22 protein-coding genes are annotated in these 25,782 nt (G+C 62.1%); 12 read left to right on the forward strand and 10 right to left on the reverse strand.

All coding sequences use genetic code 11. The annotated features are described in order from the left end of the window. Positions 1-139: 139 nt before the first annotated feature. The 3 genes from P0D68_RS01185 to P0D68_RS01195 all read left to right on the forward strand — a co-directional run bounded on the left by P0D68_RS01185 (position 140) and on the right by P0D68_RS01195 (position 2,436). Positions 140-679, forward strand: coding sequence for a thioredoxin family protein (locus P0D68_RS01185; RefSeq protein WP_408295682.1), 540 nt, complete (start codon positions 140-142; stop codon positions 677-679). A 207-nt stretch (positions 680-886) separates the two neighbouring features. Further along, positions 887-1,138 carry a DUF4148 domain-containing protein gene (locus P0D68_RS01190; RefSeq protein ID WP_408295685.1) on the forward strand — a complete coding sequence of 84 codons (252 nt, stop codon included), beginning with the start codon at positions 887-889 and terminating at the stop codon, positions 1,136-1,138. Positions 1,139-1,332: 194 nt separating this feature from the next. Further along, entirely contained in the window at positions 1,333-2,436 is a 1,104-nt protein-coding gene (locus P0D68_RS01195; protein WP_408295688.1) for a linear amide C-N hydrolase, read from the forward strand. A 22-nt stretch (positions 2,437-2,458) separates the two neighbouring features. On the opposite strand, the gene P0D68_RS01200 is transcribed toward P0D68_RS01195, so the two are convergent. From P0D68_RS01200 to P0D68_RS01210, 3 genes are all read right to left on the reverse strand, one after another. Then, the gene (locus P0D68_RS01200) at positions 2,459-3,160 is read right to left on the reverse strand and encodes an OmpA family protein (protein ID WP_408295690.1); all 702 of its coding nucleotides are present in this window, start codon (positions 3,158-3,160) and stop codon (positions 2,459-2,461) included. Between the two features lie 91 nt (positions 3,161-3,251). Further along, on the reverse strand, positions 3,252-4,016 hold the full coding sequence (locus P0D68_RS01205) for a flagellar motor protein (protein WP_091807398.1): 765 nt from the start codon (positions 4,014-4,016) through the stop codon (positions 3,252-3,254). Positions 4,017-4,088: 72 nt separating this feature from the next. Next, positions 4,089-5,333 carry a Crp/Fnr family transcriptional regulator gene (locus P0D68_RS01210; RefSeq protein ID WP_408295693.1) on the reverse strand — a complete coding sequence of 415 codons (1,245 nt, stop codon included), beginning with the start codon at positions 5,331-5,333 and terminating at the stop codon, positions 4,089-4,091. Between the two features lie 506 nt (positions 5,334-5,839). On the opposite strand from P0D68_RS01210, the gene P0D68_RS01215 reads away from it, so the two are divergent. Both P0D68_RS01215 and P0D68_RS01220 read left to right on the forward strand, forming a co-directional pair. Next, on the forward strand, positions 5,840-5,989 hold the full coding sequence (locus P0D68_RS01215; protein WP_177205159.1) for a hypothetical protein: 150 nt from the start codon (positions 5,840-5,842) through the stop codon (positions 5,987-5,989). Positions 5,990-6,052: 63 nt separating this feature from the next. Continuing rightward, complete coding sequence (locus P0D68_RS01220) at positions 6,053-6,403, forward strand: DUF4148 domain-containing protein (RefSeq protein ID WP_408182743.1); 351 nt, start codon at positions 6,053-6,055, stop codon at positions 6,401-6,403. Positions 6,404-6,584: 181 nt separating this feature from the next. On the opposite strand, the gene P0D68_RS01225 is transcribed toward P0D68_RS01220, so the two are convergent. From P0D68_RS01225 to P0D68_RS01245, 5 genes are all read right to left on the reverse strand, one after another. Continuing rightward, positions 6,585-7,436, reverse strand: coding sequence for a carbohydrate ABC transporter permease (locus P0D68_RS01225; RefSeq protein WP_091807391.1), 852 nt, complete (start codon positions 7,434-7,436; stop codon positions 6,585-6,587). Positions 7,437-7,446: 10 nt separating this feature from the next. Beyond that, a complete protein-coding gene (locus P0D68_RS01230) occupies positions 7,447-8,427 on the reverse strand; it encodes a carbohydrate ABC transporter permease (protein ID WP_408295698.1) in 981 nt (326 codons plus the stop codon). A 110-nt stretch (positions 8,428-8,537) separates the two neighbouring features. Continuing rightward, on the reverse strand, positions 8,538-9,791 hold the full coding sequence (locus P0D68_RS01235) for an ABC transporter substrate-binding protein (protein ID WP_408182746.1): 1,254 nt from the start codon (positions 9,789-9,791) through the stop codon (positions 8,538-8,540). An 88-nt stretch (positions 9,792-9,879) separates the two neighbouring features. Beyond that, positions 9,880-11,865 carry a beta-galactosidase gene (locus P0D68_RS01240; protein ID WP_091807383.1) on the reverse strand — a complete coding sequence of 662 codons (1,986 nt, stop codon included), beginning with the start codon at positions 11,863-11,865 and terminating at the stop codon, positions 9,880-9,882. A gap of 11 nt (positions 11,866-11,876) precedes the next feature. Further along, positions 11,877-13,031 carry an ABC transporter ATP-binding protein gene (locus P0D68_RS01245; protein ID WP_408295702.1) on the reverse strand — a complete coding sequence of 385 codons (1,155 nt, stop codon included), beginning with the start codon at positions 13,029-13,031 and terminating at the stop codon, positions 11,877-11,879. Between the two features lie 192 nt (positions 13,032-13,223). Here P0D68_RS01245 and P0D68_RS01250 point away from each other — a divergent pair, with 192 nt between their 5' ends. The 6 genes from P0D68_RS01250 (at position 13,224) to P0D68_RS01275 (ending at position 19,992) form a co-directional block, all read left to right on the forward strand. Then, complete coding sequence (locus P0D68_RS01250) at positions 13,224-14,255, forward strand: LacI family DNA-binding transcriptional regulator (RefSeq protein ID WP_408295704.1); 1,032 nt, start codon at positions 13,224-13,226, stop codon at positions 14,253-14,255. Positions 14,256-14,519: 264 nt separating this feature from the next. Next, on the forward strand, positions 14,520-15,284 hold the full coding sequence (locus P0D68_RS01255; RefSeq protein WP_408295707.1) for a flagellar brake protein: 765 nt from the start codon (positions 14,520-14,522) through the stop codon (positions 15,282-15,284). Positions 15,285-15,752: 468 nt separating this feature from the next. Next, complete coding sequence (locus P0D68_RS01260; protein WP_408295710.1) at positions 15,753-16,757, forward strand: sugar ABC transporter substrate-binding protein; 1,005 nt, start codon at positions 15,753-15,755, stop codon at positions 16,755-16,757. Between the two features lie 97 nt (positions 16,758-16,854). Then, positions 16,855-17,841, forward strand: a complete 987-nt coding sequence (locus P0D68_RS01265) for an ABC transporter permease (protein WP_091807372.1) — start codon at positions 16,855-16,857, stop codon at positions 17,839-17,841. Between the two features lie 84 nt (positions 17,842-17,925). Beyond that, positions 17,926-18,723 (forward strand): ATP-binding cassette domain-containing protein, encoded by a 798-nt coding sequence (locus P0D68_RS01270; protein WP_408295713.1) that lies wholly within the window; start codon positions 17,926-17,928, stop codon positions 18,721-18,723. A 30-nt stretch (positions 18,724-18,753) separates the two neighbouring features. After that, a complete protein-coding gene (locus P0D68_RS01275) occupies positions 18,754-19,992 on the forward strand; it encodes an ROK family transcriptional regulator (protein ID WP_091807367.1) in 1,239 nt (412 codons plus the stop codon). Between the two features lie 30 nt (positions 19,993-20,022). Here P0D68_RS01275 and P0D68_RS01280 read toward each other — a convergent pair whose 3' ends face one another. Then, entirely contained in the window at positions 20,023-23,103 is a 3,081-nt protein-coding gene (locus tag P0D68_RS01280; protein ID WP_408295716.1) for a transglycosylase domain-containing protein, read from the reverse strand. 195 nt (positions 23,104-23,298) lie between these two features. Continuing rightward, positions 23,299-24,282, reverse strand: coding sequence for a LysR family transcriptional regulator (locus P0D68_RS01285; protein WP_408295719.1), 984 nt, complete (start codon positions 24,280-24,282; stop codon positions 23,299-23,301). A 159-nt stretch (positions 24,283-24,441) separates the two neighbouring features. Here P0D68_RS01285 and P0D68_RS01290 point away from each other — a divergent pair, with 159 nt between their 5' ends. Beyond that, positions 24,442-25,374, forward strand: coding sequence for a dihydrodipicolinate synthase family protein (locus P0D68_RS01290; protein ID WP_408295722.1), 933 nt, complete (start codon positions 24,442-24,444; stop codon positions 25,372-25,374). Positions 25,375-25,782 lie beyond the last annotated feature (408 nt).

Genomic DNA, 25,782 nt, shown 5'->3' on the forward strand with positions numbered 1-25,782 from the left:
TGGACGGCGGCCGGTTACACAACATTGCACTCGCGCGGATTGGACGACACAAGCCAGATACCTGCGCACGCTCCAATACGGTCATTCGCGGCTGAAGCGCGAATTGCCGTTCCTTGCCTCTTCCTGAAAGGACTCTGACATGCTCTGCCGACCCAACATCAAAACCCTCGCCGCCGTCACGGTGATTGCCGCCGCAACCGCTGCCAGCATTGCCCTCGCCGCGGACCCGTTCGAAAACCATGCGCCCGCGCCCGAATTCACCGGTATTTCGAATTGGCTCAACAGCGGTCCACTGACGCTGCAGCAACTGCGCGGCAAGGTGGTGCTGGTCGATTTCTGGACCTATACCTGCATCAACTGCGTGAATACGCTGCCCTATGTGAAGAGCTGGCATCAGAAGTACAAAGACCAGGGGCTGACGGTTATCGGCGTGCATACGCCCGAGTATCCGTTCGAACGCGACACCGAAAACGTCATGTCGGCGCTCAAGCGCTTCGGCATTACTTATCCGGTCGCCCAGGACAATCGTTACGCGACCTGGAACGCCTACGAGAACCAGTATTGGCCGGCCTTCTATCTGATCGACAAAAAAGGGCAGATCGTCTACACCCATTTCGGCGAAGGCGCCTATGCGCAGACTGAAGCGAAGATTCAGGCATTGCTCGCGCAAAAGGAATAGCCACGATTTCATGTCGAAATGTATCCGCGAATTAGGGCGATACACAAGCTTGCAATTCGCGGCTTTCCCGACACATGCCAGATACGCCCGCACGGTTCAATACATCAACGCCGCTTCACAGAAGCGATCGCAATCCGGCAAGTACTGACCTCTGCCCTTGCTTCTGACCTGCGGGCGTCTCATATCCAACCGTTCAAGGAGAACGATATGAAAGTTTCTATGATCGCTTTTACTCTGGCTGCCAGTGTGCTCGGAAGTCTTGCTCACGCCGCGAAGCTGCCGGCTCCCGCTGACAATGTGAATGCTTCGCAGATCGCGCCGGCCCAGCAGCCGCAATGGTCCGCAAACGCAACCGCCAGCGCGCAGAAAACGCGGGCACAGGTTCGCCAGGAACTCGTGCAGGCGGAGAACGACGGTCAGCTTGCCAACCTGAATCGCACACTCTATGCGGGCGGTTAGGCAGGTGCCTCGAATGGACGTCACCAGCTATTCTGAAAGCGCGCCTCGTGACGCACGTGCCGTGTGGTACGCCCGTGCGCTAAACGTGCTGGCCGCAGGTTGAGCATCGCTCGACGAATCCGTTATTCTCTCCGTGGCGGCGAGCCCCGCCGATTCGAAATGGATACCCATGGGCCCGTTTCAAGGAGATCGTCATGTGTGGTGTGCTTCGCAAGCTCCGTTATGCCGTGGCCGGTTCGGTCCTCGCTGCGCTTGCCCTATTCGCCTCGTCGCTCGCCAACGGCTGCACGCGCGCGCTCTACGTGGGCGAAGACGGCACGGTGATAACCGGGCGCTCGATGGATTGGTCCGAAGACATGCGCTCGAACCTCTGGGTTTTTCCCGCCGGGATCGAGCGCGACGGCGCAGCGGGGCCGCGCACGCCGCACTGGACGTCGAAATACGGCAGCGTGGTCGTATCCGGCTATGAAATCGGCAGCGTCGACGGCATGAACGAACGCGGCCTCGTGACCAACGTGCTCTATTTGACCGAAACCGATTATGGCAAACCTGACGCGTCGCGCCCGCCCATGTCGATCAGTCTCTGGGCGCAGTATGCACTCGATAATTTCGCCACGGTGGCCGAGGCAGTCGATGCGCTCGGCCGCGAACCGTTTCAGATCATTGCACCGCCCTTGCCCAACGGCAAACCGTTGACGTTGCACCTCGCGCTCTCGGATTCGCAGGGCGACTCGGCGATTCTCGAATATCTCGACGGCAAGCTCGTGATCCATCACGGCAAGGCATTCAAGATCATGACCAATTCGCCTATCTATAGCGAACAGCTCGCCCTCGACACCTATTGGCGAGGCGTTGGCGGCCTCACCTTCCTGCCGGGCACGAATCGCGCGGCGGATCGCTTCGTGCGTGCATCGTTTCTGATGGATGCCATTCCGAAGCACCTCGATCCCAACTATATTGCCGGCGTGCCTCAACAGTCGTATGCGTTTCAGGCCGCGGCCGGCGTGATGAGCGTGATGCGCGCCGTGAGTGTGCCGCTGGGGATTACTACGCCGGGTCAGCCGAATATTTCATCGACGATCTGGCGCACCGTGTCCGACCAGAAGAATCTCGTGTATTACTTCGATTCGTCGACGCGGCCCGATACGTTCTGGGTGCCGCTTAACAAACTGAATCTGAAACCCGGCGCGCCCGTGATGAAGCTGACCATCGACGGCGGCCAGGTGATGTCGGGCGACGTATCGGGTTCCTTCGTGCCGACGCCTTCGTTCAAGTTCATGCCCGCGAAGGCGCCGTGACTAGCGCGAATGGAAAAGCCCCTCAGTACTCGACGAGAATGGTCACGCGCCGGTTCGCGGCGCGTGCGGCCGCGTCGTCGCCGATAATCAGGGGGAAATTGTCGGCGCGGCCAATAGCGGCCATTCTGTGCGCTTCGATGCCTCTGTCCGCGAAGAAGCGCACCACCGCGCCTGCCCGCGCGGAAGACAGCTCCCAATTGGATTCGTACTTCGCCGTCGAGATAGGCACACTATCCGTATGCCCTTCCACCAGAATGTTGTTCTTCGACCGGTCACGCAACACCTGGGCAATCTGGTTCAACACGTCGAATGACTCGGGCAATAGGCGCGCGTCGCCCGAGTTGAACAGAATCTTTGCGTTGATGGCAATCTCAACGCCTTGAGCGGCATTTGAAATCGTAATCTGACGGTTGTCCTGAAGCGGCTCCAGTAGAGCGAGCAAGCGCTTCTTCGAGACATCCGGCGAAGGTGCCGCGGCCTGGGAAGGCTGGATGTTGCCGGCGGCCGGCACCTCTGCCACTGCGTGGTGCTCCAGCGCCTTGATTTCCAGCTCCCGCGTTTTTGCCAGCTGAAGCACGTAGAGCGCAAGGAACAACACCATGAGGGTGGTGATGAGGTCGGCGTAGGAAATCAGCCAGCGCCCGGACTGCTCCTCGCCTTCGTCGGCGGCGTCATAGCCGGTTTTGTCCGCAGCGAGGCGCTTGTTACCCGAGGAGATGTTCATAACCGAAAAGTCTGCGTTTCAAATGACGTGTGATTCGCGCCGCGCCGCTCGCCGGCAGCGAGCAGGCAGCAGCCGGCGCGGTCCGAACCGGTTAGCCCAGCAACTCGGCCGATCTTTCCCGCACGTCGCCCGCAAGCCGCGTTTCGATTGTGTGAGGCGACTCCTTGCGCGAGATCGCGAGCAAGCCGTCGAGATATAAACGCCTGAAGCGCAATTCGCTATCCACCTGCGCCCTGATCTTCCCGTACAACGGCAGAAAGACCAGATTCGCCAAAGCCAGCCCGTATAGCGTCGCAACGAAAGCCATCGCGATACCTTGCCCGAGTTGCGCGGGTTCGAGCATATGGCCGGTCACCTGAATCAGACCGAGCACGGCGCCCAGAATGCCGAACGTCGGCGCGTAGCCGCCCGCCTGCTGCCAGATCCGCGCAGCCGCCATGTGATTACGCTCATAAGCAACCAGTTCCCGTTGCAGAGCATCTTCGAGCACCGCTGTCGATACGCCGTTTGCCAGCAGCTCCAAGCCTCGTTGCGCGAACGGATTGATGCCGCCTGCCCCGATCGATTCGAACACGAGCATGCCGTTGAGCTTGGCCTGATCGCCCCACTCCAGCAGGACGGCCAGACTCTCGCGATCGACCTGTCTTGCCTTCACGAAAGCAAGGCGCAGTTGCTTCATGCCGTCGTAAAACCGCGCCCACGTGTTCTGAATCATCACCGCGCCGAACGTGCCACCAAGGACGATGACAAACGCCTCCAACTGGAACAGCGAGGTAAAGTGACCACCCTCGAGCGAGAAGCCCGCGACGATCGCCGTCACGCCGACCAGGGCGCCAAATAGCGTCAAAAGATCCATACGTCCTCTCGAATGGCCACCCGAGCCATCAAACCCTTCAGTAAACAATGCCCGCCGCCGGTGTGCCGCGCGTCAGACATCCAGATTGGAAAGCGGCGCACCAGTGGCGACCGGCGATTTGATCGCTCGCACGGTGTCGAGGAAACGGTCTTCGATTTCCGCAATTTCCAGCGGATCGATCTTGATCTCACGACGCATGACCCACGAGACTTCTTTCTTTCTCGCTTCGGTCATCACCGAGAGCAGGCGCTCCGCGACAGGCTGGCCCGTCACCGCGGAAAGCAGTTTCGCGAGGTCATAGGTATCGAACGCGCTCACCGCTTCGAACAACGTCCGCTGATCGACAAACTCCAGATCGTCGAGTGACTTCAGGTCGCTCAGAGCGCGCGCATTGCGGCGCGAAAAGTAGCTGATGCCCTTTTCCTCGACGTAGTTCAAGACTTTGGACTTGCGAAACGCGAAGATGTCTTCGGCAATTTCCGCGTTCGACAGTTTGTTGAGAATCACCTTCTTCTCGACGCCGATCAACGCCTCCAGGTCGTCCAGTTCGATCAACTCCAACTCGCTGCTGATGGAAAGGTCGAGATCGTGGTCCGCTACCTGCTGCGCACGCTCGACGATTCGCGCCGGATCGAACGTGACCAGTTGCCGGCTCGTCGCGCCGTCCTGCGCCGAATAGCGCGCCGACGTGTTGCTCACGCGATCGGACCGGCCGGGTTCGAGCGAAACGAGATTGAGTTTCTCCATCCGTTTGAGCATGGCCATGACATGCGGACGCGAATGGCCGGCAATCGCATGACACTTCTTGATCACTTCGGGCAACGGCACCGAAAATTCCTCGCCCTGCGCGCGGCGCAGGCGGCCGTCGAAGCGGTCGGCGTTTTCGCTTCCCGCCATCAGGGAGAGAACGTGCGCGTAAGAGACCACGCCCGGCAGGAAGTCGGCATGCGTATTCGTGGCGAGGACATCGTCCTTCTTCTTGACCCGCCGGATCAGCGTGCGGACGATATGGCGCAGCAACGGTGACACGCGCGCGAGTTCCTCCTCCACCACGTCCGCCGCAACGACGGTCAATTGACAGAAGCTCAGTGCTTTAGCGGTGTGCGCTCGTGGTTCGGGCGGCAACAAGGCCGCCTCGCCGAAAAACTCGCCTTTACCCAGCGTGGCGAGAATCACTTTCTTCTCGTCGCACTGGGTGGAGATTTCGACTTTGCCATCTGCAATGACGTAGACGACAGCGTCGCCCGCGAAGCCTTCGGAATAGATGACTTCGCCCGGAGCCGCTGTACGCGACCATGGCGATCGTTGGTGATTCAAGATTCATTCCCCCGAAGAGCTAATTCCTCGGTCAGCGCGCGCCCTGCCGAGGGCGTGCACGTGGCCGATGGTCCAGATTATTTGACTGGATATCGACATGCAAAACGCAAAGCTTTAATAAACGTAATCGTCAGACCTTATTGCGCAAACGTTTGGCAGCCTTTCTGGACAAGGCTTTGCGCGATGTAGGCTTTTTTCCGGGGATGGCTGCGCCACACACTCCAAGGCATGCCTGGCGGCGAAAAAGCGCTGGACTTGCTATGTGTCGACGTTCAGGCAAATGTAAGAATCACACTTGATGCATAAACGCGAAAAAAATTTGGAATAAGAGGAAACCCGATGTGTTTGCCCCTACGTAGACAGCAACGAACACTGCTACGCGACTCACGAAACAACCACGTAAGCGGTGCTCCAGTTACAAGTAGGACGTGTTGGTAGTCAGGCAAAGACGTAGCTTCACTCCAACCGAAAGGTATTTCCAATTTCACTCTATTTAGGCATCCAAAATGAAAAGCAAACTCGCAATGATTCTCTCGCTGATCGTCCTCGCTTCGGCAGGTGTCGTGACTCAGGCCTCTGCGAAAGAGCACGTTCACACGAGCACGCAGCAGTGTGTCGGTCCCGCAAGTTTCTGCACCCCGTACTTCGGCAGCTAAGTACCCACTATTTCTCGGCAATCGTTGCCGTCAATTCATCACCGTCAAAAAGGAATTTTTATCATGAAAAAAGCTCTTGTTTGTCTCGCTCTCGCCGCCGGCGCATTGACCGCTCCCGTTCTGAGCTTCGCGCAATCGAATGCGCCCGTCACGCGCGCCGAAGTGCGTGCCGACCTGGTGCGTCTCGAACAGGCTGGCTACAACCCGTCGGTCGCGAACGACGCTGACTATCCTGCCTCGATCCAGGCAGCCGAAGCAAAGGTCGCGGCGCAAGACGCTTCACAGACCACCCAACCGTCGTACGGTGGCGTTGCCCAGAATGGCACCGCTTCGTCAGGCATGCGCAAAGCTATGTCGACCGATTCGAGCTGCGTCGGTCCGGTCAGTTTCTGCAATGTTTTCTTCGGAAGCTGAATGACGCGCATCGGGAATCCTGCTGAACTTCACCTACACACAGGATTCCTGCTTTTTTTCTTGTCATGGATGCGCTGCTTCTCATCGACGGCAATGCGAATGCAATGCCCGGTGGTGAAGGACAGGCTGGCACGGCGGACCCACGCCGCAGGCAACCTTTCCTGCACCACCTGTTACCGCTTCATCCCTTCGTGGCGCCGAACGTCAAGCCGGCCACGAAATGCTTCTGCATTGCAAAGAACATTGCCACAGAAGGCAACGCCGCGAGAATCGATCCCGCCGAAACAAGATTCCATGCCGTGGTCCACTGCCCTTTCAATGCGGCCACGCCCACGGTGATCGGCGCGGCGTCGTCGCCTTGCGTCAGACACAGTGCCCAGAAGTAATCGTTCCAGACGAAGGTGAACACGAGAATCGCCAGTGCCGCGAGCGCCGGTCGGATCAAAGGCAGCACGATCTTGAAGAACACGGTCCACTCATTCGCGCCTTCGATGCGCGCCGCCTCGACCAGTTCAAACGGCAACTGCTTGATGAAGTTGCGCAGAAACAGCGCGCAAAATCCCGTCTGAAACGACACGTGAAACAGAATCAGTGCGCTGACTGTATTGAACAGGCCGAGTTGCAAGGACAAATCCCGCACCGGAATCATCAGCACCTGCACCGGCACGAAATTCCCCGCCACGAACGTGGCGAACAAGGTCGAATTGCCGCGGAACCGGTAGATCGCCAGCGCGAATCCGGCCATCGCGGCAAGTGCAATCGACCCAACCACGGCGGGCACCGTAATCAGCACACTGTTCCAGAAGTAGTGCAACATCGGCGACGTGGTCAGCGCCTCGCGGTAGTTATCGAACATCGCGAAGTGCTTCGGCCATCCCCAGTAGTTGCCCTCGCTCAGCTCCTCCGAGGAGCGCACCGATGTGACCAGCACCGCGATCATCGGCAGCAGCCAGATCAGCAGTGCGACGGGCAACGTCAGTTTGTACATGCGGCGAGTGGCCGGCTTCCATTTGTCGATGGGAATCGGAAACATGGTCGGCTCCTTATTGCTCGGCGCGCAGCATCCGCCGCAAGTGATAAACGATGTACACCAGCATGATGGCGAACAGCACGACCGCCACCGCCGCCGAATAGCCGATGCGGTAGTACTTGATCGCCTGGTCGTACATGTAATACGCCAGCACGGTCGAGCTTTCGAATGGGCCGCCGCCCGTCATCACCGAGATCAGATCGAAACTACGCAGTGCGCCGATGATGGTCACGACGATCGCCATGAACGTGGTCGGCCGCAGTTGCGGCAGGATCACGTGCCACAGCATCGACCAGCCGCGTGCCCCTTCCATGCGCGCGGCTTCGATCTGTTCGGCGTTCAGCGATGTCAGGCCGGTGAGATAAAGAATCATGCAATAGGCGGTTTGCGGCCACAGTGCCGCGAACACGATCCCGAAAGTCGCGTAACGCGGGTCGCCGAGCACGGGCACGCCATGGCCGAGAATCACCGCGAGCAGGCCGAAGGTCGGATCGTAAAACCACGAGAAGATCAAACCGACCACCACGCCCGACAGCACGAACGGCGCGAAGAAAAGCGACTTCACGATACGGATGCCGGCGACTGCCTGATTCAGGTACAACGCAACGGCCAGTCCCATCGGCGGGGCGAGCAGGAACAGCAGCAGCCAGATGACGTTGTTCTTGAGCGCCGTGTAAAAGGTCTGCGCGTGGAACAACTCCACGTAGTTCGCGAGGCCGACGAACGACGGCTCGCTCATCCCATCCCAGTTGAAAAAGCTCAGGCGGATGGTCGACAGGATCGGCCACACCACGTAGATGGCCACCATCACGCAAGCCGGCGCGAGGAACAGAAAGGCGGCACGCCGCTGCCGGCGCGCGGTGGGCGACGGACGGCGCCGCCGCGCGGTGTCGGCCTTGCCGCGCAACGCGCCGCCCGGCGTGGGCAAACCCGGACCGCCGGGTTCAGCGGGACCGCCGACAGTGTGGCGGGTAACGGAATGCGACACGATCATTCTCCATCCAACATTCTTGTCGACCAGAGTTAGCGCTTCAGCGCGCTACTCCGATCCCATGCAAAGCTGTCGACCAGACGCAACGAAAGGCGGCTCGCGGCCGCCACCGCTCACTTCTTGTAGATCCGCTTGCGCGTCTGCTCGAGTTGCGCAAGCACGTCGTCGATCTTCGCAGGATCGGAAATGAACTGCTGCATCCCCTTCATCCCCTCGTCGGCCATTTCCTTGGTCATGTCGCGATCATAAAACTGCGCAATGCCGCCCTTGGTGTTCGCAAGAATCTGGAAGCCGATCTTCGAGATCGGATCTTCCGGCTCCGGCGACTTGCTGTTCGCCGACAGCGAACCGAGCCCGGTTGCCAGCTTCGCGCCGATTTCCGGTGTTTCGACGAACGCGAGGAAGGTGTGGGCGTCGGCCTTGTTCTTCGCCTTCGACGGAATATGCAGCGACTCGACCGGACCGTCTTCGGCGGTCGGCACCTTCGCGTCGATGATCGGGAACTGGAAGTAGCCCATCTCCGGTTTCACGTTAGGCGGGAAGCCCGCGGTGATGAACGTGCCCATCAGCATCATCGCGGCCTTGCCCTGGAACAGGAACGGCTGCACCGAATCGAGATCGTAGGAGAGCGCGTTGTCGATGAAATAGCCCGCGTCGATCAACTGCTTCCAGGTCGTGTAGACTTTCTTCACGCGCGGATCGGTGTAGGGAATCTCGCCCGCCATCAACTTCTGATGAAACGCATTGCCGTTCAAACGCAGGTCGAGATAGTCGAACCAGCCGGCCAGCGTCCATGAGTCGCGGCCCGCCACGGCGATCGGCGTGATGCCGGCGGCCTTCAGCTTCTTGCAGTCTTCGAGAAACTGATCCCAGGTTTTGGGCTCGCCGCTAATACCGGCCTTTTGAAAGAGATCCTTCCGATAGAACATGCCCCACGAGTAATACACGGTCGGCGCGGCGTACTGCTTGCCTTTATACGACGACGCTTCCTTGGTCGACGCGTACATATCGTTCCAGCCGTTCTTCGCCCAGTCACCGCTCAGATCTTCGAACAGGCCGCGCTGCGCGTAATAGGCCATGCGCTCGCCGTCATGCCAGTTGACGATATCGGGCGCGACCGTCGTGAGCCAGCCAGGCAATTGCACCTTGTACGCTTCTTCATCGACGAAGGACACCTTCACGTCGATACCGGGATGCGCTTTCTTGAACTCGTCGATAACCGACTGCCACACCGCGCGCTGGCTCGCGCCCTTGAACGCGATGTTGGCGGTGAGCGTGCCCGCCTGTGCGCTAGTGACGACGGACGTCCCCGCAGCCGCAGCGGCCAGCGCGAGTGCCAACAGAATCTTGCGTGGTTTCAGTTTCATGCTGCCTGTCTCCTTTATTCCTTGATTTTGCGTCGTTGTCGGTACTGCATGGAATTTCGTAGGCCACTGCCTCAGTGCAGTCGGATCGTCATTGCGTTCGATAGACTGCCACACCCTGCGGTTCGATCGTGTGCGAACCGATCACGAACGCGTCTCCGGCCACGCCGTCGAGCGTATGCGGTTCGTCGCCGTAATTGAACACGTAAGTCAGCGCGCCGCGGCGGCTCACCCGCACGCTGTCGCCGAGCGGCGTCGTTGCAAGGCCCGCCTCCCGCGCGATCCTATCGAACAGGCGCACCGTGAGCGAATCATCGAACAGACTCGCGAGGTAGTGAAACGCGCCGCTTCGCACATAGGCGGGGTGGCCGTCCGCGAAACGCGCGCGCACGTCGAGCGAATCCGCTGCGTCGCTGTCGATGAAATCGCGCCAGTGGCGTGCGAAACCGTCGTCTCCATTCGTACCCGCGTTATCGGCGAGTCGCACCGTTTCCGTCACGTTCGGCCGCATCGATTCGACGCGCCATACGCGCAGCGGCAGCACCGAAGCCAGCGCGCCGGGCGGCAGGTTCGCGGGAATCTGCAGGTCGCCCGTCTTCGACCCGGTGCGCGGACCGAGCACGACCTGAGCGCCGGAGCTTGCCAGACGCTGCGCGAAATCGGCCGGCACCACCGGCAGCGGCGGCACGACGATCAGGCTGTAGCCATCCAGCGGGGCGTCGGCCGGCACGATATCCACGTCGAGCCCGAGCGCACGCAGCGCCGAGTAATACTCGAAGGCGAAGCGCGGATAGTGAAAGTCCGCACCCTGCGGATGAATCTCGAACAGCCACTTCGCCTCGTAGTCGTAAACGAGCGCGACTTTCGAGCGGATTGCGGCGTTGGCGTCGGCATTCGCGCCGAGCACCGCGTGAATCTCGCCGGCGACCTGCGCCGCCTCGTTGCCGCCCACATCGAGCCGGTTATCGGGCGTGTTCAGTCCTGCATGCATCTGCTCCTGCGCGAACGGCGCCTGACGCCAACGGAAGTACGACACGCAGCCCGCGCCGTGCGCGAACGCCTCCCAACTCCAGAGCCGCACCATGCCCGGCAGCGGCGCCGGATTCCACAGCGCCCAGTTGACCGGACCCGGCTGCTGCTCCATCACCCAGAACGGCAGCTTCGACATGCCACGATAGACGTCGTGATTGAACGACGCGAAGTCGGGATGCCCACTGCGCAACCAGCGCGCCTTCACCTCCGGCGCGAACCATTGCTCTTCGAGCGCGCCGAGCGGATAGCTGTCCCACGTCGCGATGTCGAGATCCGCGGCGACCTTGTAGTGATCGAACTCGGTGAAGAGCTGCATGAAGTTGTGCGCGACCGGACGCCCGGGCGAATGCGCGCGGATGATCTCGACCTGCATGCGGTTGTAGCGCGCCACCTCGTCGGAGGCGAAACGCCGGTAATCGAGGCGATGCGAAGGATGCGCTTCCGTCACGGTCGCCACCGGCGCGTCGATCTCGTCGAAGCTGCGGTACTCCATGCTCCAGAACACCGTGCCCCACGCACGGTTCAATGCGTCGACAGTTTGATAGCGGGCTTTGAGCCACTCGCGAAAGCGCCCCACGGCGGCCGGCGAATAACTGACCACCGTGTGATGGCAGCCGAATTCATTATCGGTCTGCCAGTAGGCGACAGCCGGATGCTTGCCATAGCGCTCGGCCACTGCCGTGCAAATCCGCTGCGAGGCGGCGAAATACGACGGCGACGAGAAGTCGTAATGGCGTCGCGAGCCAAACGCACGCGGGCGGCCGTCCGCGCCGATCGGCAGAATGTCGGGATGGCGGTCGATCAACCACTTGGGCGGCGTCGCCGTCGGCGTGCACATCACCACCTGCAGGCCGGCCGCGCCCAGCACGTCGATCGAACGGTCGAGCCAGCCCCAATCGTATTCGCCGGGCGTAGGCTCGATCCGGCTCCAGGCAAACTCGGCGATCCGCACCTGTTCGATGCCGAGGGCTTTCATCCGGCGGGCGTCGTCTTCCCACATCGACTCCGGCCAGTGTTCCGGGTAATAACAGACTCCAAGGCGCATGCGAATGTCCTTTATGCGTAGTGTTCGACGGATTCGAGCGAAGCGGCGGCAAAGCCGTCTTCGGTAAACAAATGGCAAGCGGGGCGAGGCACGCGCAGGTTGGCGCGCTCGCCGGGCGCGAGGCGCGTATCGCCGGGCGCTTTGGCGATCAGCGCGGCGCCGCCGGGCTGATCGAGGTGGACATAGCTGTGTTCGCCGAGCTGTTCGACGAGCGAGACCGTGCGAGTCAGCACGGCGTCGTCCGGCGAAACGGACGAGACGTCGACAAACTCCAGGTGCTCAGGGCGCACGCCGAGCGTGACGGCTTGCGAGACTTGCAAGCCCGTGCCATTCACCGGCACGCGCACGCTTTCACCCGTGTGATCGAGCGTGACGCTCACGCCTTGCGCATCGATCGCGGCCACCTTGCCCGGCAGAAAATTCATGCGCGGCGAGCCGATGAAACCCGCGACAAAACGGCTCTTCGGACGGTGATACAACTCCAGCGGCGCGCCGACCTGTGCGATGCTGCCGTAGCGCTCGGTATCCTTGCCGGCATGCAGCAGCACGATCTTGTCGGCGAGCGTCATCGCTTCGATCTGGTCGTGCGTCACGTAGACCACGCTGGCCTTGGCGAACTGTTTATGCAACCGCGCGATCTCGATACGGGTCTGTCCGCGCAACGTGGCATCGAGATTGGAGAGCGGTTCGTCGAACAGGAACACACCCGGCTCGCGCACGATCGCACGGCCAATCGCCACACGCTGGCGCTGACCGCCGGACAACGCCTTCGGCTTACGCTCGAGCAACGCCTCCAGTTGCAGGATGCGCGCGGCTTCCCGCACCTTGCGGTCAATCTCGTCCTTGGGGGTTTTGGATAACTTGAGGCCGAACGCCATGTTCTCGAACACGGTCATGTGCGGAAACAGCGCGTAACTCTGAAACACCATCGCCACGCCGCGTTGCGCGGCCGGCACGTCGTTCACGAGTCGGCCGCCAATCGAGAGGTCGCCGTCGGTGAGGTCCTCGAGGCCCGCGATCATGCGCAGCAAGGTGGATTTGCCGCAGCCGGAAGGGCCGAGAAACACGCAAAACTCGTTCTCGCCAATCTCGAGATCGACGTCGCGGATTACCGGCGCGCCGTCGCCATACGCCTTCTGCACGCCTCTTAACGAAATACTCGCCATTGCATCGACTCCGTGGTTTAATCGGCTCGAAGTCGGAGATTAAGCGCTTAATCAGCTCGGCCAAAAAAAGCGATCGCTGGCGATCGTTGGGCCTTGCCTGTCTCCGATATCGTTTTGTCTGTGCGAGAGATGGTGCCGCGCCTTTGGCCGCGATGCAAATGTCGGGCAGCCATCCCAAATATTGAAAGCCCCATGCCCACACTCAGCGAAGTCGCCCGCCATGCCGGCGTCACACCTGCCACGGTATCCAACGTGCTGCGCAATCGCGGCCGGGTTGGCGCGACCACCCGGCAACGCGTGCTCGACGCGGTCGACGCGCTCGGCTACCGCCCGCATCTCGCCGCGCGCGCACTCGCCGAAGGTCGCGCGCCGACGCTCGCGCTGATGGTGTCGAGCATCGCCAACCCGTTCTATCCGGAGTTCGCGCTCGCCGTCGAACGCGCGGCGCGCACGAGCGGCCACTTCGTGATCATCTGCAATACGAACGAAGATCCGCTGACCGGCCGCGCATATCTCGACCAGATTGCCGGCACGCTCTCCGAGGGCGTGCTCGTGACGAATGCGAACCTCGACTTCGCCGATCTTCATACGACCGAATCACGCGGCACACCCGTGGTTCTGTGCATGTGGGAACGGCCTGACGAGCCGCCGGGTTTGCCGTGTGTCGCGGTCGATTTCCGGCGTGCGGGCGAACTGGCCGGTACGCATTTGCTGGAGCTCGGTCATCGGCGAATTGGCGCGATTGTCGGCAGTAAGGCCTCGGGCATTCACGCGGCGCGTTACGAAGGTTTCGTCGACGCGCTGCGCGCGGGTGGCGCGCCGAAAAGCCGGGTGAAACACGCGGCCGATACGATCCAGGGCGGCTATGCCGCAGCACGCGCGCTGCTCGAAAGCGATCCGAAGCTCACCGCGATCTTCGTGACCAACGACCTGCCCGCGCTCGGCGCGATGCACGCCGCCGCCGACCTCGGCCTGAACGTGCCGGCGGACCTTTCCGTGATCGGCATTACCGACATCCAGCTCGCGCGCGAGTCGCGCCCCGCGCTGACGACGGTTGCCGTGCCGACGGCCGAAGTCGCCGAACTTGCGGTCTCGCTGTTGCGCGAACTGATCGAGTCGTCGTATGGACAGGCGGGACGCGACGCCACCAGCGTGCCGATGCGGATTTCCTCGCCGCCCGAACTCGTTGTGCGCGCATCCACCGGCGTGCCGCGTTCGCGGTGATGTGGCCGTAACAGCATCTCGGACGTTACGTAGCGAAACCTCCCTACGCGCACCACCGGCGCCCCGACGCGGCACCCGCGAACGTCCGCAAACGCCCACGGCAAGCGCTTCGACACCATGCGCGCCGCGTTGCGCCCACTCTTCCATGCAGTTGGCACGGTCCCTGCAAACAAGCAGGCAAAGGCCGAGCGCCGCCGCGACCGAGAGGCCGCCCGCGCTCCCCAACTGGCCAGGCCAAGGCCATCACACGCATGGAAATTCCAAATGATTGCCGATCTCTTGCAGGACGCTGAAGTCGCGGACCACGCCCACGACATCGACTCGAATTTCGCGCAGCGCCACCCCTTGCAAATCGCCGTTTGTCTGCGCAACCTCGCGGCCGGACAGGACTTCGTCACGGTCGAATTCGGCGGCCGGCAAATCGTCACGCAAATCCTCGACGTCGACTCGCGCAATGCGCGTTTTGTTTTCGATACCGGCAGCGTGGCCGACGACAACACTGCGCTGCCCGCCGCACGGCAACTGACGTTCCGCAGCCTGCCCGGCGGCATTCGCACCGAGTTCACCACCGTCGACGCCACGCCTGTCGTATTCGACGGACTGCCGGCGTTCGAAGCGCCATTCCCGTCGTCGCTCTACTACGTTCAACGCCGCGAATTCTTCCGCGTGCAAACGCCCGTGCTCGACCCGTACATCGCAAGCGGCCGGTATGCGGACGGTGATTCGTTCCGGCTGGAATTGCAGGACCTGTCGCTAGGCGGCATCGCATTAAAGACGGCTGATGAACGCTTCGGTTCGCTCGAAAGCGGCACGGTTCTGCGCGACGTCGCGTTGCAACTCGGCAGCTTCGGCACGCTGCGACTCGATCTGGAAATCGTCGCGCCGCGCCAGGTGAGCACGGCGAAGGGCGACCGGCGCTTTGTGATCGGCTGCAAGTTCATCGCGACGCCGGGGCCGGCCGAGCGGACCTTGCAACGCGTCGTCACGCAACTGGAAACCCGGCGGCAAACGCTCGCGCCGCGTCGATAAGCGCATGCGCCGCGGACCTCGCGTTGGAGGCGATCATTCAATCGCCGCCACGCGAGCCGCGCATCTCGGGAACCGCTGAATTTCCCTCGCGACGCAAAGTCATTTGCGGCCGATAAAATCGCATTCAGCCTTCAATTAGCTTTCATTCGAGCCAGGACTTTCCCCAAGCCCGGCGGCTCGATCTTGCATCGCATCAAACGATGCAAGCCCCGCTGAGCATGGCTCGCGGCCTTCCGGCAGGTTTTCCCCCGTCACTGTCCCCGCTGATCGTTTCCTTGACGAGAGTCGGCGCGCCTGCTGTACTAAATCAACCAAAGTGATTTAGGTGGTCCGAATCGAGCCGGTCCAGGTTTTTTCAACCCGCCTCGCTCGCATCGAGCCGCAAACCCAGGTTGTCAGCGCGCAGCGTTCGCGCGGGCAGCCGCCAGCAGTCCACAACGTCGTTGCCAAGAACCGGAGGAGCGTCCCATGAATCTGAATTCCCGCAGGCTTCCTGTCGCCAGGAAAATCGTGTCGATGTGCGTCGCGGCATCGGCGGTATGGTGTGCGAGCGCGAGCCAGGCGGCCGACCAGCCTGTCGTCGGCCTGATCACCAAGACCGACACCAACCCGTTCTTCGTGAAGATGAAACAGGGCGCCGAAGCGGCCGCCTCGAAAGACGGCGCGAAGCTCATCACCGCCGCGGGCAAGTTCGACGGCGACAACGCGAGCCAGGTCACTGCCATCGAAAACATGATGACGGCCGGCGCGAAAGCGATTCTGATCACGCCGAGCGACACCAAGGCGATCGTGCCGAGCATCAAGAAAGCGCGCGCCGCCGGCGTGATGGTGGTCGCGCTCGACACGCCGACCGATCCGCAAGACGCCACGGACGCCCTCTTCGCCACCGACAACTTCAAGGCCGGCGTGCTGATCGGCAAATACGCGAAAACGGCGCTGAACGGCAAGCCCGCGAAGATCGCCACGCTAGATCTCGCGCCCGGCGTCTCGGTCGGCGTGCTGCGGCATAACGGCTTCCTGGAAGGCTTCGGCGTGAAGCCGGGCGATCCATCGGTGGTCTGCAGCCAGGACACCCGCGGCGATCAGGCCAAGGGCCAGACGGCGATGGAAAACTGCCTGCAGAAATCGCCCGACATCAACGTGGTCTACACGATCAACGAACCGGCCGCAGCGGGCGCCTACCGCGCGCTCAAGGCGGCGGGCAAGGATAAAGACGTGATGATCGTCTCGATCGACGGAGGCTGTGAAGGCGTGCGCAACGTCAAGGCGGGCGCCATCGCCGCGACCTCGCAGCAATATCCGCTCAAGATGGCTTCGCTCGGCGTGACGGCCGGCGTCGAATACGCGAAGACCGGCAAGAAGGTCTCCGGCTATCAGGACACCGGCGTGACGCTGATCACCGACAAACCGATGTCCGGCATCGACAGCAAGGACACCAGGTTCGGCCTCGACAACTGTTGGGGCAACAAGTAACGCGCATTGCATTGAACAGAGCGGCCCGCTTCGGCGGGCCGCCATCGGAATTGCCGCGTGGCCGACGCGCCACGCTCATGCATCGAGGTTATCCATCATGTCGACTCCATCCGCGCCCGCCGGCCATTCCCGCTCGTTCGCCGAGCGCATGCCATCGCTTGCCGAGGTCGGGCCACTCATCGCACTGGTCCTGGCTTGCGGCTTCTTCATCTCGCAGAGCAGCCGCTTCCTGTCGTTCCAGAACCTCTCGCTGATCCTGCAGCAAACCATGGTGGTCGCGGTCATCGCCATCGGCCAGACGCTGATCGTGCTGACCGGCGGCATCGATCTTTCGTGCGGCATGGTGATGGCGTTCGGCTCGATCATCATGACCAAATTCGCGGTCACGCTCGGCGTGCCGCCAGTCCTCGCGATCCTGTGCGGGATCGGCGCGAGCACGCTGTTCGGCGCGCTCAACGGCGTGCTGATCACGCGCATCAAACTGCCCGCTTTCATCGTCACGCTGGGCACGCTGAATATCGCTTTTGCGCTCACGCAGATCTATTCGAACGCCGAGAGCGTGTCGAACCTGCCGGACGCGATCATGTTCTTCGGCAATACGTTCAAGCTCGGGCCCGCGGATGTCACGTACGGCACCGTGCTCACCCTGCTGATGTATCTGGCCACCTGGTTCGTGTTGCGCGATACGGTGCCCGGGCGGCACCTCTATGCGCTCGGCAACAACCCCGAGGCCGCGCGCCTGATGGGCCTGTCGTCGCAGAAGATCCTGCTGACCGTGTATTCGCTGGCCGGCGCGATCTACGGCATTGCCGCATTGCTGTCTGTCTCGCGCACCGGCGTGGGCGATCCGCAGGCGGGGCAAACCGAGAATCTGGACAGTATTACCGCGGTCGTGCTTGGGGGCACGAGTCTGTTCGGTGGACGCGGCTCGATTGTCGGCACGCTGCTCGGCGCGCTGATTGTCGGCGTGTTCCGCAATGGTTTGACGTTGATCGGTGTTTCTTCGGTCTACCAGGTGTTGATCACTGGCATGCTGGTGATTCTCGCCGTAGCCGCGGACAAACTTTCCCATCGTCGCGGTTGAACGCAATCGCACTACGTGCATGGGGCCGGAGTAAGCGCTAAAGCGCTGAGTCAGGCCGACCGCACTACGTACATGGAGCCCGTCATGTCGACAAACCCTTCCGCTTCAACCGCAATGCCCGTTCTGCAGGCGCGCGGCCTCGTCAAACGCTATGGCAACGTGACCGCGCTCGACGGTTGCGATTTCGAAGTGCTGCCCGGCGAGATCATGGCCGTGATCGGCGATAACGGCGCCGGCAAATCGTCGTTGATCAAGGCCCTTTCCGGCGCCACCGTGCCGGACGAAGGCGAGATTCTGCTCGACGGCAAACCGGTCAAATTCCGCAGCCCGCTGGATGCCCGCGCGCAAGGCATCGAAACGGTGTATCAAGAACTCGCGGTGGCGCCGGCCATGAGCATCGCCGAAAACCTGTTTCTCGCCCGCGAACTGCTCAAACCCGGCTGGCGCGGCTCCATCTTCAAGATGATCGACAAACGCCGCATGCTGGACGAAGCGACCGCGCATATGAAGGACCTGCAGATCGGTATCCGCTCGATGCGTCAGGCGGTCGAAACGCTCTCGGGCGGCCAGCGCCAGGGTGTGGCCGTGGCGCGCAGCGCGGCGTTCGCGCGGCACGTGGTGATTCTCGACGAACCCACCGCCGCCCTCGGCGTGAAGGAAGGCAACATGGTGCTGGAACTGATCCGCCGCGTGCGCGATCGCGGCTTGCCCGTGATCCTCATCAGCCACAACATGCCACACGTGTTCGAGATCGCGGACCGTATCCATATCCAGCGACTCGGCCGGCGCGCGGCGCTCGTGAACCGGAAGGACATTCATATGTCGGAGGCTGTGGCAATCATGACGGGCGCAAAGGAAGCCGACGTCAAGGCGATTGCATGATCTACGCACCCTGCTGAGCGGGCTCCCACCATGGACACCACCGGCACCCGCTCGCCTCTCAAACGCACGGTCGGCTCGAATCAGGTCGGCATGCGGCAATTCAACGAGCGCATCGTCCTGCAGGCGATCCGCTTGCATGGGCCGCTGCCGAAAGCCGACGTGAGCCGCCTCACGCGTCTTTCCATGCAGACGGTGTCGATGATCGTCGAGCGCCTCATCGACGACGGGCTGCTCGAAAAGCAGGCGCGGGTGCGCGGCAGGATCGGCCAGCCGTCGGTGCCGATCGCGTTGCGCGCGCAAGGCGCGTACACCATCGGCATCAAGGTGGGACGCCGCAGTCTCGACGTGCTGGCCATGGATTTTGCCGGCCATGTCGTGCATCGCGATGTCTTCGAATACGCGTACCCCGATCCGCGCACGCTGTTTCCCGCGCTCGAAAGCAAGCTGGCGCGCGTGAACCAGTCGCTCGGCGCGAAGGCCAGCCAGGTGGTCGGCGTAGGCGTCGCGGCGCCCTTGTGGCTCGGCGGCTGGCGCGATTTTTTAGGCGCGCCGCCGGACGCGCTGGAGGCGTGGCATGAGATCGATCTGCGCTCGCGCATCGCCACCATGACGGGCCTGCCCGTCGAGTTCGCCAAAGACACCACGGCCGCCTGCGCCGCCGAACTCGTGATGGGCCAGGGCCGCGGCATCCACAACTTTCTGTATCTGTTCGTCGGCACGTTTATCGGCGGCGGCCTCGTGATCGACGGCCGTTTGCACGGCGGCCCGCACGATAACGCGGGCGCGGTCGGCTCGATTCCGTTGCGCGAAGGCGGCCCGCGCAAACCCGCGCGCCAGTTGCTGCACGCGGCCTCGGGCTTCGTGCTCGAAAAGCTCTTGAACGATGCGGGCGCACCGGCCGCGGCCGCGCACGATCATCGCGCGTTGTCGCCGGAAATGTGGCGGCACACCGAACAATGGCTCGACAGCGCGTGCCCGGCAATCGCCAACGCGCTGACCAATGCCGCCGCGTTGCTCGACCTCGAAGCGATCGTGATCGATGGCGAACTCGACCGGCAACTGGTGCGGGAAATAATTCGACGCACCGAGCGCGTGCTCGACCGCTTCGAATGGGAAGGCATGGTGCGGCCGCAATTGCTGGAAGGCGCAATCGGAGCCGATGCGCGCGCAATGGGCGGCGCGATTCTGCCGCTCTATGCGCATTTCGCGCCGGTGCATGAGTTATTCCTCAAACCGGCAGCGGAGACGGTTTATCAGACGCCGGCGTGATTCATCAGCACCGGCGCTTTTCACTCGTGCTCATTGCGCCGCAACCTTCCTGACCGAAGCCGTCTTTGCCGGCGGGTTGTCCAGCAACGGCTGCAACACCGGCGCCATCGACTTCAGCAACTGCACCGACAGCGCACTCGTGAACTCGTAATGCGCGGCATACGGTTCATGCACCCACGCGGTCAAGGTGCCGTAGAAGCGGTCGCCCATCGCGAACACAAAGGTCGCGCTGCGGTTCACCTTGCGCGACTCGATCAGACGAGCGCCTTTGGCGAACACATTGAAGCGCTGATCGCCGGTGCCGGTCTTGCCGTACACCTCCAGGGTCTGGCCATCGGGGAATGTCATGCCTTGCGCAAGACGTTTCGCGGTGCCGCCCGTCACCACATCACGCAACAGCACTTTCACCACGCCGGCGATTTCCGGCGACAACTGCTGTTGCGGCGCCACCGCCGCGCGCTGGAAATGCGTTTCGTAAGGCGTGTCTTTCGCGAAGTCGAGTTGCGTGAGGCTTTCGGTCGGCACCTTGTTGCCATTGTTGGCAATCACGCCGATCAGTTGCGCGAGCGCGGCGGGCCGGTCGCCCGACGCGCCGATTGCAGCCGCATACGAAGGTGTGAGCGTCGCGAACGGATAACCAAGCGCCTGCCACGATTTGCCGATGGCATCGTACGCGCGCAGTTCGACCATCCGCTTGATGCGGCGGTCTTGCGTGGCGTGATAGCGCGTCTTGAAGAGCCATGAATACGTCGACAGACGCACGTCGCGGCTCGCGCTCTGAATCTGGTCGAGCGTGGCGTCGGGATGCTCGCGCAGATAGTTGAGCGTCCACAATTCGAGCGGATGCACGCTGGAGATGTAGCCGCGGTCGTTCAGATTGAAGCGGTCAATCGCGTATTTGGTGTACAGATTCCCCAGATCCTCGTCGTCGAGCACGGAGGCGGCGGGCGTGTTTTTCAGCGCCGCGCGCATCTGCGCGTTGAACCATGCATTCGACTCGTCGGGCGCGACGCTGCGTAACACCGTCGCCACTTTGGGCGGCGATTTGCGCACGCCGAGCAGCAGCAGCGCCAACGCCTGGTCGCGCGTCTTGCCGTGGTACTTCGTATAGAAACGATTCATGTACACGCGGCTTTCCTGATCGGCGAAGCGCGTCAGATACATCTTGCGGATCTGCGGATCACCCAGCCATTGCGACGACGGCCCGGTGGTCTGCACCATTTCGTAGTGAACGATGTCGCGCATCAGCCGCACGAAAACCAGATTCACCGAATGCTGGAACGCACGGTGTACGGTCAGGATGCGGCTGTTGTCGTCGGATTCGAAATTGTTGAAGGTCTGCGCGCCGCCGCCCGTATAGAAGGTTTCGCCAGGACTGGCCGAGTACTTGCGCTCCACAGCAGCGTCGAGCATGGCTTGCAGCGAGCGGTCCGATGTGTGCGCAAGATAATCGAGCGACCAGCGCGTGAGCTGATCGTTCGGATCGTACTTGACGGCTTTCAGCTCCGCTGTGCTCAGCGGTGCATAACGCTTGTGCAGGTCTGAGACGATCTGCAAATACGTCACCACGGTACGCAGTTTCGCCGTCGAACCGAGATTGAGCCGCGCGCCGGAATTGATATCGAACGGCTGGTTGACGCTATCGGTTTGCACGCGCACGAGGTTAGCGCCGTCGCGCCGCTCGAACAGCGTGAAGCTATAAGCGATCTTCGAAGGATCATCCGACGCGCGCAGCATTTCGAAGCCGACGAGACCTGCGGCCTTCGCACCGTCGCGCGTAGCGGCAGCGGCGAGGCGTTCGCTCACGGCTTGCTGCACTGCGTTGTTGAGCGTGCCTTTCGCCTGCAGATCGAGGCGGTCGAGTTCGTAAAAACTCGGAATGCCGAGCGCGGCTAGCAGATGCGAGCGCATGGACGTGACCGCCTTGCGCGACACGAAGGACTCCGTGCTCGCCGTTCTCGCGGGCATGCGGTGCAAATCCACCACGGCGGACAGCGCGGCATCGCGCAACGGGATCGACACGATGCCGCCGTTCGCGAGCAGCCGCAGATAACTGTCGGTCAGCCGTTCGAGTTCTTTGTAGCCGTGATGCAGGAAATACGACGGCGCGCGTTGCGCGATCATCAGCGAGAGCACCTGGCGAAACGCCACGCCCTGCTCCGGCAGATTCTGTTCGGTCGGAGGCGCTTTCAGAATGCGATTGATGTCGTTGAAATCGCGCCCGTACCAGGCGGCGAGTCCATCGCCAATGCCGTTGATTTCGCCTATGCCCGGCTGCGCGGCGAGCGGCACCGAGTTGAGATAGTGGACGACGATCTGCCGGCGCGCCGGCATGGTTTGCGGGCCGTTCAGATAGGCGCGCACCGAGGCCGACGCGATCTGCCGCAATTTCTCCGGCGGGCTCGCCGTGCGCCCGTCTGCCGAGTGGCGGAATTTTTCGATCTGCGTGGCGAGCGTGCTGCCGCCGGGCTGCGACTGATGGTGGTTGAACAAGCGCACGCCCTGATCGGCCAGGGCACGGCTGAAGCGTCCCCAGTCGATTGCCGGATTGCGGTTCGGCTGATCCGGATCGAGCAGATAACGGTCTTCGATAAAAAGCAGCGAATTCACGACGAGCGGCGGAATCGCGTCGAAGTTGTCATACACGCGGCCCGGGAACTGCGCGGAAAAGAGCGGCGCGCCCGTGCCATCGAAGAGTTGCAAGCCTGCCCGATCCTTTTCTTCGTATGGAAGAAAGAGGCCGTTATCCGCCAGCGACAGCATCCGCTCGGAATCGCGCGCCTGAGCGCTCACTTCGAATCCGCGTTGCAGCAGGCGCTGCTGGATCGACGGCAGCAGCGCATAGCCTAGACGGCTGTCGTAGGGACCTTTGTCGGCTTGAGGAAAACGGATGGAGTGACTGGGACCGTCTGCGACGGAAAAACCCACGTCGCGAGTCGTTTCAGAGAGATAGCGTGCCTGCAATCGCGATGTTTCGATCTCGACCTGGCAAAAGCGCGCCGCCAGTGCCAGCAGGAGCAGTAACGCCGCCGCCAGCGCCCATTTGAACCACTTCCGCACAGACGCCGTGCCTGTTGCGCGAAACGGTAACCGAACCAGTGGCCGATTCATGCTGCTCTCCCCGAGCGGGCGCCATGCTCTTCTGACCTGGCGCACCTTCGAAGGAGTGTAGCGCGGAACATGAAGCCGCAATCGGTACGGATTTACCCGAGAGTGTCGCGGCTACAACACCTGTTTTCGACGCATGGCGCAGTGGCGATCGCCATGAGATATTGAAAGTCTTTCGCGTGTCGAAAAAGCGCTGCTTCAGGCGCTTTTTTGCTTTCGTGCCGTGTGCTCCGGCAACCGTTTTGGCGTCGGCTTCGCCGCCTGCGCACTCAACAATTCGACGAACTGTTCCGCTGGCGGCGACAGCTCCCCACCCTTGCGCGTGACAACGCCAAAAGTCTGCGACGGCGATTTGAGTTTCACCGGTACGAGGCGCAGCATCTTTTTCCGCACGAACATATCTGCGATCGCGGTAGGCAAGAGCGAAACCAGATCGTGACTGCTTTGCAGCAGAGCGACCGTGACGAAAGTCGACGCCGTCGACACCGGGTTATCCGGCATGTCCAGACCGGCCAGATCCATTTCACGTTCGAGCAGCGCGTGCAGCGGCATGTGCGACGGATACATCACCCAGCGATGGCCGGCCAGATCGCGCAGTTTCACCTCTTTCCTCGGCAACGGCGGATGACCGTAGCCCACCACCACCGAGAGCGGCTCGTCGCCTAGCGGACGATAGTGATACTTCGATGGATCGGCCGCCACCGCCGCGCGCCCGATTACCAGATCGAGCCGGCCGTCGTCGAGTTGCTGCAGCATGCGCGCGCTCGTGTCTTCCACCACTTCGACGGAAAGGTTCGGCTGCCCGGCATGCAGTTGATTCAGCGCCGGCACGACGCACTCCGGAATCGCGCCCATGATCGCGCCGATCGCGAGACGCCCGCCGCGCCCGGAACGTATCTCGGCGACGTCCTGGCAGAGCGCGGTGAGATCCGTCGTCACGAGGCGCGCGTAGCGGATCACGCAATGGCCGAGCTGGTTCGGGATCATGCCGCTTTTCGACCGCTCGAAGAGCGGCGCGTCGAGCATCGACTCCAGTTCCTGCAAGGCCTTGCTGGCCGCCGACTGCGTCAGCGACATCGCACCGGCGGCTTTGTGCAGCGATTTCTGGTCGTCGAGCGCAATCAGCAATTGGAGTTGCTTCATGCGCAGTTTCGAGAGCAGGAGGTTCAGGGTGTCTTTCATGGCTTGCCGAGCGAACGCGAAGGTGAGTCGCGAAGGTGAGTCGCAAAAGCGATCACAAGATGGAAACAATTCAATATACCTGCCGGGTCCAGCTCCGTATAGTCGGCGACAGCCATCCTGCATGGAATCGACCCACACTTTGCGACAACGCTTATCACCATGACTCAGGCATCCACTTCTAGCGCCTTGCGCGGCGTGTTCCCCGTCGTGCCGACCATCTTCGACGACGCCGGCCGGCTCGACCTCGAAGGCCAGAAACGCTGCATCGATTTCATGATCGACGCGGGTTCGAACGGGCTGTGCATTCTGGCGAATTTCTCCGAGCAGTTCGCCCTGTCCGACGACGAGCGCACGACACTCATGCACGTGGCGCTCGAACACGTCGCGGGCCGCGTGCCGGTGATCGTCACGACCACGCATTTCAGTTCGCACCAGTGCGCTGAGCGCAGCCGCAGCGCACAGGCCGCGGGCGCCGCGATGGTCATGATCATGCCGCCGTATCACGGCGCGACGATCCGCGTCGGCGAGCGCGGCATCTACGAGTTCTACCGGATCGTGTCCGATGCGATCGGGATTCCGATCATGATTCAGGACGCGCCGGTGAGCGGCACGCCATTGTCCGCGCCGTTTCTCGCCCGCATGGCGCGCGAGATCGACCACGTGTCGTACTTCAAGATCGAAGTGCCGCAAGCGGCCAACAAACTGCGCGAACTCATCGAGCTCGGCGGCGACGCAATCGTGGGTCCATGGGACGGCGAAGAGGCGATCACGCTGATGGCCGATCTGGATGCGGGCGCAACCGGATCGATGACGGGCGGCGGCTACGCCGACGGCATCCGTCTGATCGTCGACGCCTATGCGGCCGGCGACACCGAGGGGGCCGCCGCCCACTATCAGCAGTGGCTGCCGCTGATCAACTACGAAAACCGCCAGGGCGGCCTCGCGTCGTGCAAGGCGCTGATGAAGGAAGGCGGCGTGATCCGCTCCGACGCGGTACGCCATCCATTACCGCCAATGCATCCGGCCACACGCGAAGGACTGTTGAAGGTCGCGCGACGGCTCGATCCGCTGGTGCTGCGCTGGGGCCGATAAGCCGAAGGCGCGTCGAAGAACGACAGGACGCACATGCGGACGCCAGCAAGCATGACCTGAACCGGCCAACCCATTCCGGTCGAAGGCGGTTGCCAATCCATCGACAACCGCCCTCGACCTCATCAGGAATGAGCCGTGCCCCCCGTGCTTTGTCAAACCACCCGCCATGCGCTATCCGTCCCGCATCGCGTGGCTCCGTTGCCCGCCGTTCATCGGCTGGCGCAACGGCCCTACCCTCACTCACACGCACCCCGTGTCCTCGTTGACCGGCATCCTGCATCGCGCGAACGAACGCACGCAACCCACACAACGCCGGGCTCTGCAGCCACATACGCGAACCTCGCCTCAACGGATGCGCGCCCAACGAAAAAAACCGCATATAAGACGACGGAGAAATTGAGTAACATA

It is taken from the genome of Paraburkholderia sp. RL17-380-BIE-A (assembly GCF_046028085.1).
Classification (GTDB): Bacteria; Pseudomonadota; Gammaproteobacteria; order Burkholderiales; family Burkholderiaceae; genus Paraburkholderia.